Origin of the sequence: Paenibacillus xanthanilyticus, assembly GCF_042682185.1 — a bacterium.
GTDB lineage: Bacteria > Bacillota > Bacilli > Paenibacillales > Paenibacillaceae > Paenibacillus_Z > Paenibacillus_Z xanthanilyticus.
The window spans coordinates 2,627,275-2,641,777 of sequence record NZ_JBHUHA010000002.1; the positions used below are offsets into that span (position 1 = coordinate 2,627,275).

General features: G+C 59.0%; 11 protein-coding genes and 1 pseudogene. 2 read left to right on the top strand and 10 right to left on the bottom strand.

The window, feature by feature from the left end; all coding sequences use genetic code 11:
• Positions 1-305: 305 nt before the first annotated feature.
• The 5 genes and pseudogenes from ACFSKT_RS29050 to ACFSKT_RS29070 all read right to left on the bottom strand — a co-directional run bounded on the left by ACFSKT_RS29050 (position 306) and on the right by ACFSKT_RS29070 (position 4,622).
• Complete coding sequence (locus ACFSKT_RS29050; protein WP_377719244.1) at positions 306-1,616, bottom strand: 6-phospho-beta-glucosidase; 1,311 nt, start codon at positions 1,614-1,616, stop codon at positions 306-308.
• Between the two features lie 5 nt (positions 1,617-1,621).
• A complete protein-coding gene (locus ACFSKT_RS29055; protein WP_377719245.1) occupies positions 1,622-2,620 on the bottom strand; it encodes an N-acetylglucosamine kinase in 999 nt (332 codons plus the stop codon).
• 47 nt (positions 2,621-2,667) lie between these two features.
• A complete protein-coding gene (locus ACFSKT_RS29060; protein ID WP_377776375.1) occupies positions 2,668-3,309 on the bottom strand; it encodes a substrate-binding domain-containing protein in 642 nt (213 codons plus the stop codon).
• Between the two features lie 265 nt (positions 3,310-3,574).
• A pseudogene (locus ACFSKT_RS29065) lies at positions 3,575-3,661 on the bottom strand (LacI family DNA-binding transcriptional regulator); the annotation flags it as partial.
• A gap of 490 nt (positions 3,662-4,151) precedes the next feature.
• Positions 4,152-4,622, bottom strand: coding sequence for a hypothetical protein (locus ACFSKT_RS29070; protein WP_377719247.1), 471 nt, complete (start codon positions 4,620-4,622; stop codon positions 4,152-4,154).
• Positions 4,623-4,827: 205 nt separating this feature from the next.
• Between ACFSKT_RS29070 and ACFSKT_RS29075 the strand changes: the two genes are divergently transcribed.
• Positions 4,828-5,703: a sugar phosphate isomerase/epimerase family protein gene (locus tag ACFSKT_RS29075; RefSeq protein WP_377719248.1), complete on the top strand. Its 876-nt coding sequence runs from the start codon at positions 4,828-4,830 to the stop codon at positions 5,701-5,703.
• A 93-nt stretch (positions 5,704-5,796) separates the two neighbouring features.
• Here the strand turns inward: ACFSKT_RS29075 and ACFSKT_RS29080 are convergent, their stop codons facing one another.
• From ACFSKT_RS29080 to ACFSKT_RS29100, 5 genes are read right to left on the bottom strand one after another with little or no spacing between them, the layout of a single operon-like run.
• Positions 5,797-6,903, bottom strand: a complete 1,107-nt coding sequence (locus tag ACFSKT_RS29080; RefSeq protein WP_377719249.1) for a GerAB/ArcD/ProY family transporter — start codon at positions 6,901-6,903, stop codon at positions 5,797-5,799.
• Positions 6,881-8,059: a GerAB/ArcD/ProY family transporter gene (locus ACFSKT_RS29085; protein ID WP_377719250.1), complete on the bottom strand. Its 1,179-nt coding sequence runs from the start codon at positions 8,057-8,059 to the stop codon at positions 6,881-6,883. Before ACFSKT_RS29085 ends, ACFSKT_RS29080 begins: the two co-directional genes overlap by 23 nt.
• A gap of 18 nt (positions 8,060-8,077) precedes the next feature.
• On the bottom strand, positions 8,078-8,311 hold the full coding sequence (locus tag ACFSKT_RS29090; RefSeq protein ID WP_377719251.1) for a hypothetical protein: 234 nt from the start codon (positions 8,309-8,311) through the stop codon (positions 8,078-8,080).
• A 3-nt stretch (positions 8,312-8,314) separates the two neighbouring features.
• Complete coding sequence (locus ACFSKT_RS29095) at positions 8,315-9,514, bottom strand: Ger(x)C family spore germination protein (RefSeq protein ID WP_377719252.1); 1,200 nt, start codon at positions 9,512-9,514, stop codon at positions 8,315-8,317.
• Positions 9,515-9,521: 7 nt separating this feature from the next.
• Entirely contained in the window at positions 9,522-11,042 is a 1,521-nt protein-coding gene (locus tag ACFSKT_RS29100) for a spore germination protein (RefSeq protein ID WP_377719253.1), read from the bottom strand.
• A 331-nt stretch (positions 11,043-11,373) separates the two neighbouring features.
• Between ACFSKT_RS29100 and ACFSKT_RS29105 the strand changes: the two genes are divergently transcribed.
• Positions 11,374-14,475 (top strand): S-layer homology domain-containing protein, encoded by a 3,102-nt coding sequence (locus ACFSKT_RS29105; RefSeq protein WP_377719254.1) that lies wholly within the window; start codon positions 11,374-11,376, stop codon positions 14,473-14,475.
• Positions 14,476-14,503: the final 28 nt, after the last annotated feature.

The following is a 14,503-nucleotide window of genomic DNA, read 5'->3' on the forward strand; positions in this document are numbered from 1 at the left end:
AGCCTTCATTCGGCTTCAAAAAAAGCGCAAAAAAGAGCCGCGGGAAAATCCCCCACGGCTCTTATCCGGACGTTCATATCCGTATAAAAGGATCAGGCAGGCATCTTCTCGAATGGTGAGACCGTAAATTTGGACAGACTTCTCCCGTTGTCGGCAAAAGCATGCACATTACCGCTGATAATATCTACCAGACGGCTCAAACGATCGTTCACCATTTCGAAATTCATCCTGCCTTCACCTCGCTTTCCTAAAAATAAGTGCAATAGCCCTTCTAACTTATCACACGCCGGCTTTCATTGGCAACCCTACCGGCTGCCCGGGTAGAAATTCGGCAAATACAGCTTGTTTTTCTCCAGCATCTCGTTCAGCAGCGTCTTCGCCACCGAGACGGACGGCACGAGCGGATGATGCGCCATCGCCTGCAGCGCGAGCGCGCGGTCGCCGGTCAGCGCGGCGTCGATCGCCAAGCGCTCGTACGTCTTCACCGCCTGGATCAGCCCCTTCGTCTGCTCCGGTACCCTCGTGACCGGCAGCGCCAGCGGCCCTTGGCCCGTCACGACGCAGTTCACCTCGATACAGGCGTCCGCCGGGAGAAAATCAAGCGTGCGGCCGTTGGCGACATTGAGCGTCTGGATGTCCCGCTTGTCGTTGTACAAGGAGTCCATCAAGTTGACGGCCGCCTCCGAATAATACGCGCCGCCGCGCTGCTCCAGCTGCTTCGGCTTCTCCTTGAGATTCGGATCTTGATACAGCTTGAACAGCTCATCCTCGACCTTCTTCACGACCTCGGCGCGGGTACCGTTCTTCGCCAGCGAAATCAGCTGCTCCTCGAGCATCGCATCCTGCATGTAGAAATACTTCAAATAGTACGACGGGAGCGCGCCGAGGGACATCAAAAACTCATGATCCCACTCTGTCGCCGGCACGTTCTTGCCCGAATATTCTTCGCGCTTGTCGAGCAGCTCCGGCAGCCGGTTCACACCGTCCACTTCGACCCGGGTAACCCAGTGCAGATGGTTCAAGCCGACGAACTCGGTGTAGATGCGCTCCGGCGCCGCGCCGTACTTGGTGCTCAGCCACTTCTGCAGACCGATCGGCGCGTTGCACAGGCCGATGCTGCGCACCTTCGAATAGCGGTTGATCGCCTCGGTCACCATGCCGGCCGGATTCGTAAAGTTGAGCAGCCACGCGTTCGGGCTCAGCTCCTCGATGTCCCGGCAGATGTCCAGCAGCACCGGAATCGTCCGCAGCGCCTTCATCATGCCGCCGGGACCGGTCGTCTCCTGGCCGATCACGCCGTGTCCGTTGGGCAGATGCTCATCCCACTTGCGCGCTTCGAGCAAGCCGACGCGCATCTGGGTGGAGACGAAGTCGGCGCCTTCGATCGCCGCGCGGCGATCCATCGTCAGGTGCACCTCGATCGGAAGACCGGATTCCGCGACCATCCGCTTCGCCAATCCGCCGACGATCTCGAGCTTCTGCCGTCCCGCCTCGATATCCACCAGCCACAGCTCCCGGATCGGAAGCCGGTCGTACCGGCGAATAAATCCTTCCACGATCTCCGGCGTATAGGAGGAGCCGCCGCCAATTACCGCGATTTTCAATCCCTTTGTCATCGTGTTCACACCCTCTTCGTTTGGCTTGGAATTGCGTTGTAATCGGAGATCCGCTTCAGCTTCTCGTGCACCTCGCCCGTCACTTGCCCCCCGCTCGCCTCGATCGCCAGCCATACGGCGCCGACCACCGGCTCGGTCGACAGCTTCACGACCTTCGCCTTCGGCGCGGCTCCGCTCACGTAAGCTTGGATCGGGTCAATAACGTAAGGCCCCTGGCCGCGCGTCACAATGCTGCCGGCGAGTACGACATCGAACTCGTCCTCCTGCATGCCGAGCCGCTGGATGACCGCCGCCGCCGCCTTGCCCAACTCGTCGCCCTGCGTATGCAGCAAGCGCTGCGCCACGGCGTCTCCGGCCAGCGCCGCGTCGAACACGAGCTTCGCGACGTCGAGCGGCACGTCGCATTTGTCATGATCGAGATAATCGTCGAACATCGCCTGCACGCTCTCGTAGCCGAGCCGCGCCAGCAGCGCGCCCGTAAGGGAAGTCGGCGCCTCGCGTCCGTCCCAAGCGCGGATAACCGCGCGGAATGCTTCCTTCGCGAGCGTATGACCGCCGGCGAAATCGCCGAACAAATAGGAGAAACCGCCACACTGATAGAACTGGCCGACCGAATTCCGGCCCGCGCTGTTCGTGCCGCTGCCGCAGATTAGCACGACGCCGTAAGGGCGGTCCGTGCCGGCGCGCAGCGCGATGACCGTGTCGCAGTTGATGTCGTAATTCGGGAAGCCGAGTCCCGCGATCAGCGGACGCAAAATCTTGTAATCCGTCTCGCGGTCCGCGCCGGCAAGCCCGAAATACGCAAACGCGATATCCTTGCGTTCCAGACCCGCTTCGGCAAGCGCGGCCTCGACCGAAGACGTAATATTAGCCTTCGCCTCGTCGTAGCCAAGCTGATGATTGCCGTTGCCGGCCGAGCCTCGGCCGACAACGGTGCCTTGCTCGTCGACGATCAGCGTATACGTCTTGCTCCCGCCGGCATCCACGCCCAAATAATAGTTCACGTTCATCACTCCTTGTCTGGGTATACCGCCGCGATCACCGCGGCGCCTTATTCCTTGCGCGCGGTCGAATCCCGCACGATCAGCTGCGGCTCGAGCTGCAGCGTGACGTTCTTCTTCGTCTCGCCGTTGATGGCATCCAGCAGCAGCTCCACGCCATGGCGCCCGATCAGCCGCGCGGGCTGCCGGACCGTCGTCAGCTTCGGCCGGAATTGCGACGCCAGCAGCTGGTCGTCGTAGCCGACGATGGAGACGTCCTGCGGCACGCGCAGCCCGCTATTCTTCAGCGCGTCCATCACGCCGAGGGCGATGTGGTCGTCGGAGGCGAAGACCGCCGAAGGAAGCTTGCCTTCCGCCAGCCACTTGGAGGCGATCTCGTATCCCGATACGACCTCGAACCGTCCGCGTTCGACTGCGAAAGGCGTCAGTCCCGCCTCCTCCATCGCGAACAAGAAGCCGCGCTCGCGCTCCCGGCTGCTGAGGAACAGGTCCGTGCCGCTAATGTGCGCGATGTCCTTGTGGCCCAGATCGATCAAATGCTTGGTCGCCTCGTAGCCGCCCTTGAAATTGTCCACCATGACCGAAGTCACCGACGGATTGCGGTGCTGATTGTCGAGCATGACGAACGGAATGCCCTTCTTCTTCAGCTCCAGCACGAACTCGTTCTCCCGCACCGGTGAGAGCAGGATCACGCCGTCTACCCGGTCCTCCTGGAAGATCGCGCCGTGCGCCCCCCTCCTCCTTCTCCTGGGTGACGGAGATCGCCAGGAAGTAGCCATGCTCCGCGAGACGTTCGTTGATCTCCTTCACGATGACGTCGAAGACCGAATCGTACAGCGTCGTGAGCGTCAGCCCGATGATGCCGGTCTTGCCCCTGGCCAAGCTGCGGGCCGCGGCATTCGGCTGGTAGTCCAGCTCCCGCATCGCCTGCAGCACCTTCTCGCGGTTCTTCGGCCTGACCGATTCCGCGTTATTAATCACGCGCGAGACGGTTACGACCGAAAGGCCGGAACGCCTGGCGACGTCGAATATGCTTACTTTCACGTCATTCCCTCCCGAAAGATGCCGTTGCTGCCCGAAGGCGCGAACCGTTCGTGTTGCGGGTCACATGTTGAAATCCATGACCAAAGTTAAAACGCTTTAACTTTCGTAACAAATAAAAAAGCTAACGCTCGATCCAACCCCACTGTTTCTGTTAGCTCGTCTTTCTTTTTGTCTTCATTCCGATTTCATAACGCGTATCCCCGTGAAAGTTAATACGCTTTAATTATTCCCAGTATAGTATGCTTCCACTCGCGCCGCAAGGGGGAAATCGCGGTCGGGCGAAGTACGGTCGGGCGAAGTACGGCCGCCGCGCCGGCCATGTGCCCGTCTGACCTTGGACGGCATCGGATGGTCCGCCTTGCCCGCAAGACTCCCCCGAGCTCGCCGCCGCGCCGACCGACGCGGACCAGTGCCGCTTGTGCGCAATAGACACGCACGACGAGCGGCCTATTGGCGCGCGGTGGCGTACAATCATCGCCGCCGTGCTTTTTTACCCCCCGTACTTCGCGAGCCAATCCTGCTTCCACGCCTCATACGGCTTGCCCGACACTTCTTCCAGCGTCTTGCCGTCCAGCGAGTAGCCGACCTCGTCTCCGCCGGGAACATTCACGAAGCCGCCGATCGGCTTGTCCCCCGACATGAACACGGATACGCTCACTTCGCCTTCCCCGACCGGACTTCCCGTCGCGACGTAGCGTTCGATCGCGATCGTCTGTCCGAAATAAGCGGACGGGTCCACGTCTTGGAGGCCCCACTGTTCCATAGTCGGGGACTTCGACAGCAGCCGGCCGTTAATGACGTAACGAACGACCCGTCCCTCCTGCCTCACATTCTGATAGCCCCTGCTTTCCAAATATGCTGCCGCTTCCGGCGATCCTTCCGCCCCGCCGCCGCCCGAGCAGCCGCCGAGCAGGATGGCCAAGGCGACGATCAACGCCATTGTCCCTCTTATGTGTTTCATTCCGTTTCCCCATTCCTCGCCTCGCGCCGCGGACTGAACATATGGTCCATGCGCTTTGTTACCCTGTACATTCACCAGTCGAAAGCCGCCGTGCTATAGTTGCGATATATACGAGCGGACTCCCTCATCGGACATGTCTTACCCATTGTACCGAAAGCGGGCCGCCAGGTGAAGGCACGAATTTGCAGAAGGAGGCACGCCACTTATGAAACTGACCAACCCAATCGGCGTCATCGTCGACAGCTTCGGCATCGGCGTTCGCGAAGGCTTGCGCAAAGCAAAGGACGTCGGCGCGGACGGGGTGCAAATTTACGCCGTATCCGGCGAGATGGATCCGGACAATCTGGACGCGGCCCAGCGCGTCGAGCTGCGCCGCTTCATCGCAGAGCAGGGCCTTGCGATCAGCGCCTTGTGCGGCGATCTGGCCGGCCACGGCTTCCAGGACGCGACCGTCAATCCCGCCAAGGTGGAGAAGTCCAAGCGCATTCTCGACTTGGCGCTCGACCTCGGCACGAATATCGTGACGACGCACATCGGTATCGTGCCGGACGACGAGAAAGGCCCGATCTACGCCGCCATGCACGAGGCCTGCGAGGAGCTCGGCCGCTACGCGACGAGCCTTGGCGCGTATTTCGCCATCGAGACCGGACCCGAGCCCGCCGCGCATCTGAAGCGTTTCCTCGATACGCTTAGCACCAAAGGCGTGTCGGTCAACTTCGATCCCGCCAACTTCGTCATGGTGACCGGCGACGATCCTGTCAAGGGCGTCCATACGCTTAAGGACTACATCGTGCACACGCACGTGAAGGACGGACGCCGCCTGCGCGAGGTCGACCCTCGCCAAGTATACGGCTATCTTGGCTACGACGCGATGAGCCACGAGAAGATCGCGGAGATGGCCGCCGGCGGCCGCGATTTCGTCGAGCTTCCGCTTGGCGAGGGCGACGTCCACTGGGACGGCTATTTCGCGGCGCTCCAGGCGATCGGCTATGCCGGCTACCTGACGATCGAGCGCGAGGTCGGCGAGGACCCCGCTTCGGATATCCGCAAGGCGGTATCGTTCATCCGCCGCTACAAGTAACCCTTGCATCAACAAGCCCGTATGCACAACCGTGCGTACGGGCTTGTTCTTTGGGCCGCAAGCGAGCCGCAGTTATCCCAAGCATCGCCCCGGCTAGCTTTGCGCGCCCTCTCCCTTCCCCCAGCGTCGCACCTTGCCCGCCGCCAGCAGCACCAGCGGCAGCACGACCGCGAAAGTGCCGGCGAAGAACGGATAGTACTCGCCGATCTGGAAGTATGCGATTATATTAGGCGCGAGCATATCGGCCAGCGGCAGCAGCAGCATTGCCAGCGGAAAAGCAAACAGGCGATAGTCGCGCAGGCCCAGCACGTGCGCCGCGCCAGCGCAGGTACCGTAGAAGCAAACGGTCATTTTGACAAAGAGGGAGAACAGCCAGGCGATGGCCGTGATGGCTTCGATCCGCTGCAGGAACTCGCCGAGCTCGATTTTCTTGGCCAATAGATAAGTCGGGTAGACGCTGTCTTGGGTGACGATCGACCCGAAGTTGACCAGACAGAAAAAAATGACGAGCACGAGCAGCAGCCCGCCGATGGCGACCCCGATCACGAGATTCCGTCTAACGCGCCGTTCATCCCGAACGTACGGGAAGAGGAGCGCCATCGACACGAGTTCCATATAGGGAACCGCGATCATCTGCAGGCTTCCGCCGATGACCGGCTTTACGCCTTGGTAGAGTAAGGGTTCAATCCTGTCCAAGCGGCTGCTCGGGATGACGAACAACATGAGCAGCAGCAGGAGGAGCAGCACCCAGGGCGCCACGATCTCCGCCGTCCTGCCGATCGTCTCGACGCCGCCGCGCACCGCCCGGACGACGATGAGCAGGAATAGTATTTCGGTGAACTGAATAGGCGTGTTGGGCAGCATATGCGTCGCCATGAAATCGCCCACTTCGCGCAGCAGCGTGGCTGTCACCAGCAGCAGGAACACGAAGACGAACGCCGCGGAACAGAAGCGACCGACATACCGTCCGAGCAGCTGGTCGCAGACCGCGAGTATCGTCTGTCGTGGGTAGCGCCGCTGCAGAGCCGTATAGAACACCATTAGCCCCAGACCCGTGATGACGGCGAGCAATCCGGCCATCCAGGCGTCCCTCTGCGCCGCCTTCGTCACGAGCGCGGGGATGAACAGAATCGCGTCCCCGATCGTGAAGAGCACCCCGATGACGAGAAATTGCAGATTACCAATTCGCGCCTGGTCCATTCTCCGCCTCCTTCCCGGCTGCCGAACGCAATTCATCCTGCGCCCGCGCGCGCTTCGGGCCGCCGCGTCCGCGCCGGTCCTTGACCCAGCCCACCGCAAGAAGAAGCACCGGCAGCCCGACCATGATGGACAAGTCGAACCATGGATAGTACCGGCTGCTCTCGTTGAACACGATGATATTCGGGGCGAGCAGGTCGCTCATGACGAGGATCAGCATCGCGAGCGGAAAGGTGAACAGCTTGTAATCGCCGAGCTTGAACAGCTGGGCGCTTCCTAGACAGATGCCGTAGAAGCAGACCGTCAGCTTGAAGAAAATCGTGAACAGCCAAGCAATCGCCATGATTGCCTCGATGCGCTGGAGAAACTCGCCGATCTCGATTTTTTTGGCTAGCATGTAGCTCGGGTACGTGCTTTGGGCCGTAATCGCCGGACCGAAAACGGTGAGGCAGAAGAAAATAATGGCGACCAGCAGCGCCCCGCCGGCCGCGCCGCCGAGCAGCAGCGGCATGCGAATCCCTTGCTTGGCACCGCGAACGAACGCGAACACCATAAGGAACGAGCCGCACTCCACGAACCCGTAAGTAAAGCAGGTGATCGACCCTGCCACCACCGGCTTGAATCCGTCATACAAGAACGGCTCGATCTGCTCGAGACGGCTCTCGGGGATGACGAACATGATGAGCAAGCTGAGCAGCAGGAGCACCCAGGGCGCCGCGATCTCAGCCGTGCGGGCGATCGTCTCGATGCCCCCTCTCGAGGCTCGCACGACCAGTGCCAAGAACAGTATCGCGATGACCTGCACCGGCGTGTTGGGCATGATTTGCGTCGACATGAAGTCCGTCAGCACCCGGATCATGCTGGATGCCAGCACCAGCAGGAAGAACACGAACGCGCCGGCCGCCAGGCCGCCCGCCCACCGGCCCAGCATCGACTGGCACATTTCAACGAACGTTCGGTCCGGATGACGCCGGTGCAGCATTGCAAACAGGAGCAGCACGCCCATCCCCATCGCCAGGGACAGCATGCCGGACAGCCAGCCGTCGCGCCGCGCCATCATCGCCGCATAGCCGGGCACGACCAGCAGCGTATCGCCGAGCGTATACAGCATGACCAGCGCCAGCAGTTGAATGCGGTTGATTTTGCCACGCTCCAGCATACGACCCCTCCCCCGTTCTCATTTCAATAGCTCGAATACGGCCCGGCCGATCGGCCCGTAGACGGCTTCGATCAGCTTGAAGGGACTCGGCAGCGGAACCTGCAGCGCATGGAGCACGTTAAGCGTCGCGGCAATCCCGAGCGCGGCCAGAAACACGATGCGCTCCTTGCGCAGCCCCGCGCGCGCAAGCCTTGGCAGCTCAAAGCCCGCGAACGCGAGAGAGGCCGCCAGCGTCGCCACGATTCCCCACATGCCTCATTCCTCCTGCTCCTGCAAAAATGACGTTACCTTCGTGCCTACGCGCCGAATGTGGAACGAAACCTTCACGTCGAAATCCAATTTCGGAAAAATGTCCGCCCACTGGGCTTCGTGCGCTTTCCAATACTTCGGCGCTTTGCGCTCGACCAGGTTCCCGAAGCCGACGATATCCGAGCGCAGCGACTGTGCTCGGCGCACGGTACGCGTCAAAATGCCAACCGTCTTGGCTTCCGCCATCCGCTGCAGCTTGGCAATCGTCTCCGGCCTGCTAAGGTCCATGTCGCACGTCTGCTCGTTCACGTCCCCTTCGATGCGCAGATGAACCGTGACGAACGGCTTGCCGCCTTTCATGCGCAGCGATTGTTTCGTCTCGGCCCGGATAATCCGGAAGACCGTGTATTCTTTCGGCCCGCATTCGACGAAACCGACCGTGCGCACGACTTCCCCCTGGATGTACTTGTAGCCCTTGCTCTCTTCCTCGTTCAGCCACCCGACCAACTTGTCGCCATGGAAGACCCCCAGACCGTTGTACGTCAGCTTGGCCGCCGAGCGAATATTATCGATGTTGGCGGGCGTCATCCCTTTTTTCCGATCACCTTCGATCCGGATGCCGGTTAACGCGAGCTGCTTGCCCGGCGTCACCAAATCGTTGATTAATTCGACCAAATGCACGCCCTTCACGGGCGCCCACTCCTTCGCGCTCGTCTCGAGCGAGCTGTACATTTTATTGCCGGGAATTTTGGCGATCGCCGTGAAGATGCCGAGCACGTCGGTAGCTCTTGCTTTCTTCGCGATGATGATGAAGAAGTCCGTCCGCATCTGCCGCTCCCGCGACAAATAATCCATGACCTTCCCCACGCCGACCTCCCGGGCCATCTGTTCGCCGATCACGACCATCCGCGTATGGGAGAGGTAGAGCGGATTGGGTGCCTTCACCGTCAAGCGTCCCATCGCGTCATCCACCGTTACGCCCGTCTCTTCGTAGGCGACGACCGAAGCGGAGCCGCTGGCTTTGCCGGCGACCCCGGATATTTCGCTGGGGTCGAGGATCTGGACCGTGACTTGGATTTTGTCGCCTTTCTTGTCGAAACCGATCGCCGAGACGATCCCCAGATCGTTCAGTTCGTGGCGGTCCCAGCAGCCGGCTAGCAGGACGCACGCGGCGATGGCGACCCAGGCGCAGACCATCCGCCTCATGGACGACTCACTCCTCTCCTTGCGGCGTTGGCGGGCGCTGCCGCTGTTGATTGCGCACGGGGATCGAGAACGGACGGAGCAACTTCTTCCAGATGGGCGCGCGGAAGACGACGCCATCCTCCTGATCCTTCATTACGAACGGCGCATACGGCTTCAGATAAGGCACGCCGAACGAGCTCAGCGTGTTCAAGTGGATAATCAAGTACGTCACGCCGATGAAGATGCCGTACAGTCCGAACATCGCCGCAAGGCCCATCATCATGAACCGCAGAATCCGGATCGGCGTCGCCAGACTCGTGTACGGGATCGCGAACGTCGTGATCGCCGTCAGCGACACGACGATGACCATGCCGGGCGAGACGAGACCCGCCTGCACCGCCGCTTCCCCGAGTACGAGCGCCCCGACGATCGAGATCGCCTGGCCGACCGCCTTCGGCATCCGAAGCCCTGCTTCGCGCAGCAGCTCGAAGGTCATCTCCATGACCATCGCTTCGACGAATACCGGGAATGGGACGCCGGTTCGGGAGGCTGCGATGCTGATCAGCAGCGTGCTCGGCAGCATTTCTTGATGAAAGGAAGTAATCGCGATGAAGACCGACGGCGCGAGCAGCGCGATGAAGAACGCGCACAGCCGCAGCAGCCGCAGAATCGAGGCGATGTCCGCCCGCTGATAGTAATCGTCCGGCGATTGCAGAAACTGCGTCAGCAGGGCGGGCACCAACAGCACGAATGGCGTCCCGTCCACCAGAATGGCCACTCGGCCTTCCGCCAGCCCCGCCGCCGCGACGTCGGGCCGCTCCGTATTGAAGACGGTCGGGAAATACGTCATTTGCTCATCTTGAATGAACTCCTCGATATTGCCGGACTCCAGAATCGCATCGATATCGATGCCCGACAGCCGCAGGCGCAGCTCGTCGAGCACCGACGGCGCCACGATGCCTTCCACGTACAGGACCGCCACGTCCGTTTGGGACAGGCGCCCGATCTTCAGGTGTTCGGCGCGAAGCTGCGTGGATTTGATTTTGCGCCGCAGCAGGCCGATGTTCGTCTTGAGCGTCTCCGTGAACCCTTCCTTCGGTCCTCGCAGCACCATCTGCGTCGAGGGTTCCTCGATGGCGCGCTGCTCCCAACCCCGCGTGTCGAGGGCCAGCGCTTGGGCGTAGCCGTCGAACAGCAGCACGGACGCACCCGAGAGGAAGGCCGCGAACAAGCTGGCTTGGTCGCCGACCTCTTCGATTTCGCCGACCGTCAGGATGTGCGTCCTTGCGTAGCGCGGGAGCTCTCGCGCAAAGGCGGCCGCCTGATCGTCCGCGCGGAGCAGCGGCCGCAAGATATGGTCTTCGATGGTGGATGCATCACACAGCCCCTCCACATAGATGAGCGCCGCCGGGGCCGAAGCCGAAGCGCCGGCGAGGAACTCGCGGATAATGATGTCGCCGCTGCCGCCGACGGCCGCGCGGATCGTAATCAGGTTCGCCTCCAAAGAAACATCCAACGGAATCGGCGGCTGCTTGTCGCTGCCTGACACGCGGTTCGCCCCCTTCCTATTCGACCGGTTGCGGTAAGACACAGGCGTTTTTGAGTCCTTCCTACTTTTTCCCGAAATGGCGAAAGCTATGTTTAGGCCCGTTCGTTTTTTGATTGAGGCGGTCTTCTTCGGATGGCGCACTCGCGCGAGGGGAGACTAGCAGGACGGGAGATAGCGCTACGGGGTTGAAGGGCGAATTCCCGGGGGGCGGATCCGCTGTCGGCGCCGCCGCATTAAAATTTCGTCCCGATTACTCTTTTCCCGAATGGTTCTCTCGTTCGCTGGAAACAGTAATCGTGGGCGGACATTCAGAATACAGGAGGGACCTGCTTTGAATATTTTGCGCGACGAACTGAAGAAATCGAGAAATGGTGGCTACGAGGTCATCATTTACTTAGCGGATGATCAAACCGAGTTCGCGGAAGAGCTCGGCAAAGGCGGCCCGGACAGCGAGACGAAGGCCAGCATCATCAACTACGTCAAGAAAAAGTATCCGAACCTGAAGGTTACCGTGGCCAAAGTCGTTCTCGGCGGTGTCGTTCTCGGTACGATTCCGCTCGCCGGCGGCGCGGCGCAAGCGGCTGCGGCGGGTCCGACGGACATTGACAAGGCTTCTACTTGGTCCAAAGACGCGATCGTTCGTCTTGTGGAGTCGGGTGCCATTACAGGAAACGAGACCGGCGCCTTTAATCCACAGGGCACGATGACGCGCGATGCTTTCACCGCGCTTATCGTAAAAGCGATCGTACCGGCGGCTGACCTGGTCAATCCGGATACACCTACTTTTAAAGATGTACCGAAAACACACTGGGCTTACCAATACATCGAAACCGCGGTTGCCAAGGGCTTTATTACCGGCACAGGAACAGATACGTTCAATCCAACCGGCGAACTGAACCGTGAGCAGCTCGCGACGATTCTCGTACGTTCCCTTGGCTTGACAGCCGATGACATTAAAGGGCAAGCCGATACGCTCACCCTCAAAGACAAAGACGCCATCGCACCTTTCGCCCGGGATGCGGTTGCGTTCGCCGTCAAGAACGATCTGATGCAGGGCAGCAATGGTGCATTTAACGGCAAAGGCGCCGCAACACGCGAGCAAGTGGCGGTGGTTGTTGACCGTTATGTGACGAATGCGGATGCTCTTGCAAAAGCAGCGGCAGCGATTAAGACACCGGCAGCGACGGAGTTCGGTGCCAAGCCGGTCGGCGTGAAGAAGATCGAAGTCACCTTCAATAGCGCCGTCGATACGGCCAAAACGGCCATCACTGTTAAGAACCCTACAGGTTCGGCGCTTACTGTATCCGATACGCAATTCTCGGCCGACAAGAAGACGGCAACGATTACGCTTGCCAGCAACATCGGTAAAGGCGAATATACCGTAACGGCTACCGGCGTCCAAGACAAGGCATTGACGACGAAATTCACGGCCGAGGCTGAAAAGATTTCGAAGATCGAATTCACATCAGACAAAGCTGTCAAAGATCGTACGGATCCAAAAATTGCCTATGTCAATTTCAAAGTGTCCAACCAGTACGGCGAAGACATTTCGAAAGCGAAGCAAAGTCAGTTAATGTTTACCGCAAGCAAAGGGGCGCCAACAGTTACTGCTAATGCAACGGGTTCCCTTACGCTCGCACTTCCAGCTCAGGGAGCAACCGATTTTAATATCGGAGATGCTGTAAATGTAACGGCACTGGATACAGGGACCAATACGTTTGCAAGTGCTGCGGTAACCGTTGGAGCGCCTGCCCACGTCTCGGAAATTACCATTGAGAAATTGTATAACGCCGATAACGACACGTTGGACGTCAACGATACGGCATCGATTAATAACTTCGTGCTTCAGATCAGCGCGAAGGACCAATATGGCAACAATCTGACAAACGCTGCTGACTTCATTTCCGACACGGTCGTCACTGTTTCGAACCCTACGGTTGTTGATGTTAAAGGCACATCATCTAGTCCGACCGTTACTTACGATTCGACATTAGGCAAACTCGTTCTGCCGCTCGATAAACAAGCGGCAGCGACATCGCTGACAGCCGGCACATCCAAAATCACACTCATCTCGAAGTCGACTGGTAAAACGTCTACGTACGATGTAGTTGTGAAGGATATTGTAAAAGCCGATACGGTTACGCTGTCTGCGCCAGAGGTAGCCGCAGCAGGCTCGTCCTTCACCATTCCGTTCACGGCTCTTGATGCAGATGGCAAAGAGATTACATCCGCAGACGATCTGAACAATGCATTTACGTCCATTACGCTTAGCAATGGCTACGAGCTAGGCGAAGAAATCAATTTCACGAAAAACCTTGCAACAGGTAAGGCGGAGCTCGTTGTTAATGGCATTGCCAACAAGGGCACCTATCAATTGACCGCGATCTCCGGCACCAATAAGCTGTCGTCGCTTCAGATTGTCGTTACCGATGCCAAAACACCGACGACGATCTCGATTAAAGACTTCACGACGACGTTGGCGGTGGGTGCAACCGGCGCATTTGATTTCGATAACGTGAAATTCCTTGATCAGTACGACAAGGAAATTACGCCTAAGTGGGGCAGTGCATCGGGCGATTACCAATTGACTGTTGTATCCTCTAATCCCGCAGCATCGGACATTAGCGGTGGTGTTCTATCTGACGCGACGACTATATCGGCTGTTGGCAAGGCTAAGGGAACGTCGACATACACGTTGCAGCTGCAGCAATATAATGGTACAACATGGAACAACGTCTCTGACGTCAACTACACCTTTACAGTTAATACGGTCAACAAAGCAGACATTCAGTCGTACGAAACGGGCGATGTCGGTACGCTGCTGAACGGTTCCGCAGCCCATGACCGTGAAGTCGTGGTATTCGGTAAGCTGGCGAACGGCTCTAAGGTTACAGTGCCAAGCTCTTACTATACCGTTAACTCGGCATCAGATAAATTAGTAGTCACCGGTAATAAACTACATGCCAACTATCTCGCAGCAGACTTCGATGCAACCGGTACGCTTACCGAGAACGTCGTCATTTCTGTAGATGACGGCAAAGGCACCGTGCTTGAAAAGGCGGTTACGGTCTCGAACAAAGCCGTGGTGTACACCAAAGCCGAGCTCGTTAACGGCACGACATCAAAAGCTGTCAAACAAAATGACGCTCTGGTTTCGATCAACTTAGGGGACCTTAATACGCTTGGATTGAGTAACTCTGGCGTAGCGGCTCTTGCAACTGATGTACTGAAGACCACAGACCAATATGGCGTGGAGGTTACGACTGGCGAAGCTTATTCCGTCGCCATGTCCGGCTTCACGAACTTGGACACGGGCAAAACAGATATCACTGGCGTCAAAGCCGGCTCTACGTTCTACGTGACGGCCGTCAAAGGCGCCGTGAAGCACGTCTTCCAAGTTGCAGTAACACCCGACCCCGTTCCTACCACTTAACAAAAAACCAAGACCGAGCAATCGGTCT

Bases quoted from the DNA above. Each gene is read 5' to 3' on its own strand.
- ACFSKT_RS29050 (WP_377719244.1), bottom strand. From the start codon at position 1,616: ATGACAAAGGGATTGAAAATCGCGGTAATTGGCGGCGGCTCCTCCTAT.
- ACFSKT_RS29070 (WP_377719247.1), bottom strand. From the start codon at position 4,622: ATGAAACACATAAGAGGGACAATGGCGTTGATCGTCGCCTTGGCCATC.
- ACFSKT_RS29075 (WP_377719248.1), top strand. From the start codon at position 4,828: ATGAAACTGACCAACCCAATCGGCGTCATCGTCGACAGCTTCGGCATC.
- ACFSKT_RS29080 (WP_377719249.1), bottom strand. From the start codon at position 6,903: ATGGACCAGGCGCGAATTGGTAATCTGCAATTTCTCGTCATCGGGGTG.
- ACFSKT_RS29085 (WP_377719250.1), bottom strand. From the start codon at position 8,059: ATGCTGGAGCGTGGCAAAATCAACCGCATTCAACTGCTGGCGCTGGTC.
- ACFSKT_RS29090 (WP_377719251.1), bottom strand. From the start codon at position 8,311: ATGTGGGGAATCGTGGCGACGCTGGCGGCCTCTCTCGCGTTCGCGGGC.
- ACFSKT_RS29095 (WP_377719252.1), bottom strand. From the start codon at position 9,514: ATGAGGCGGATGGTCTGCGCCTGGGTCGCCATCGCCGCGTGCGTCCTG.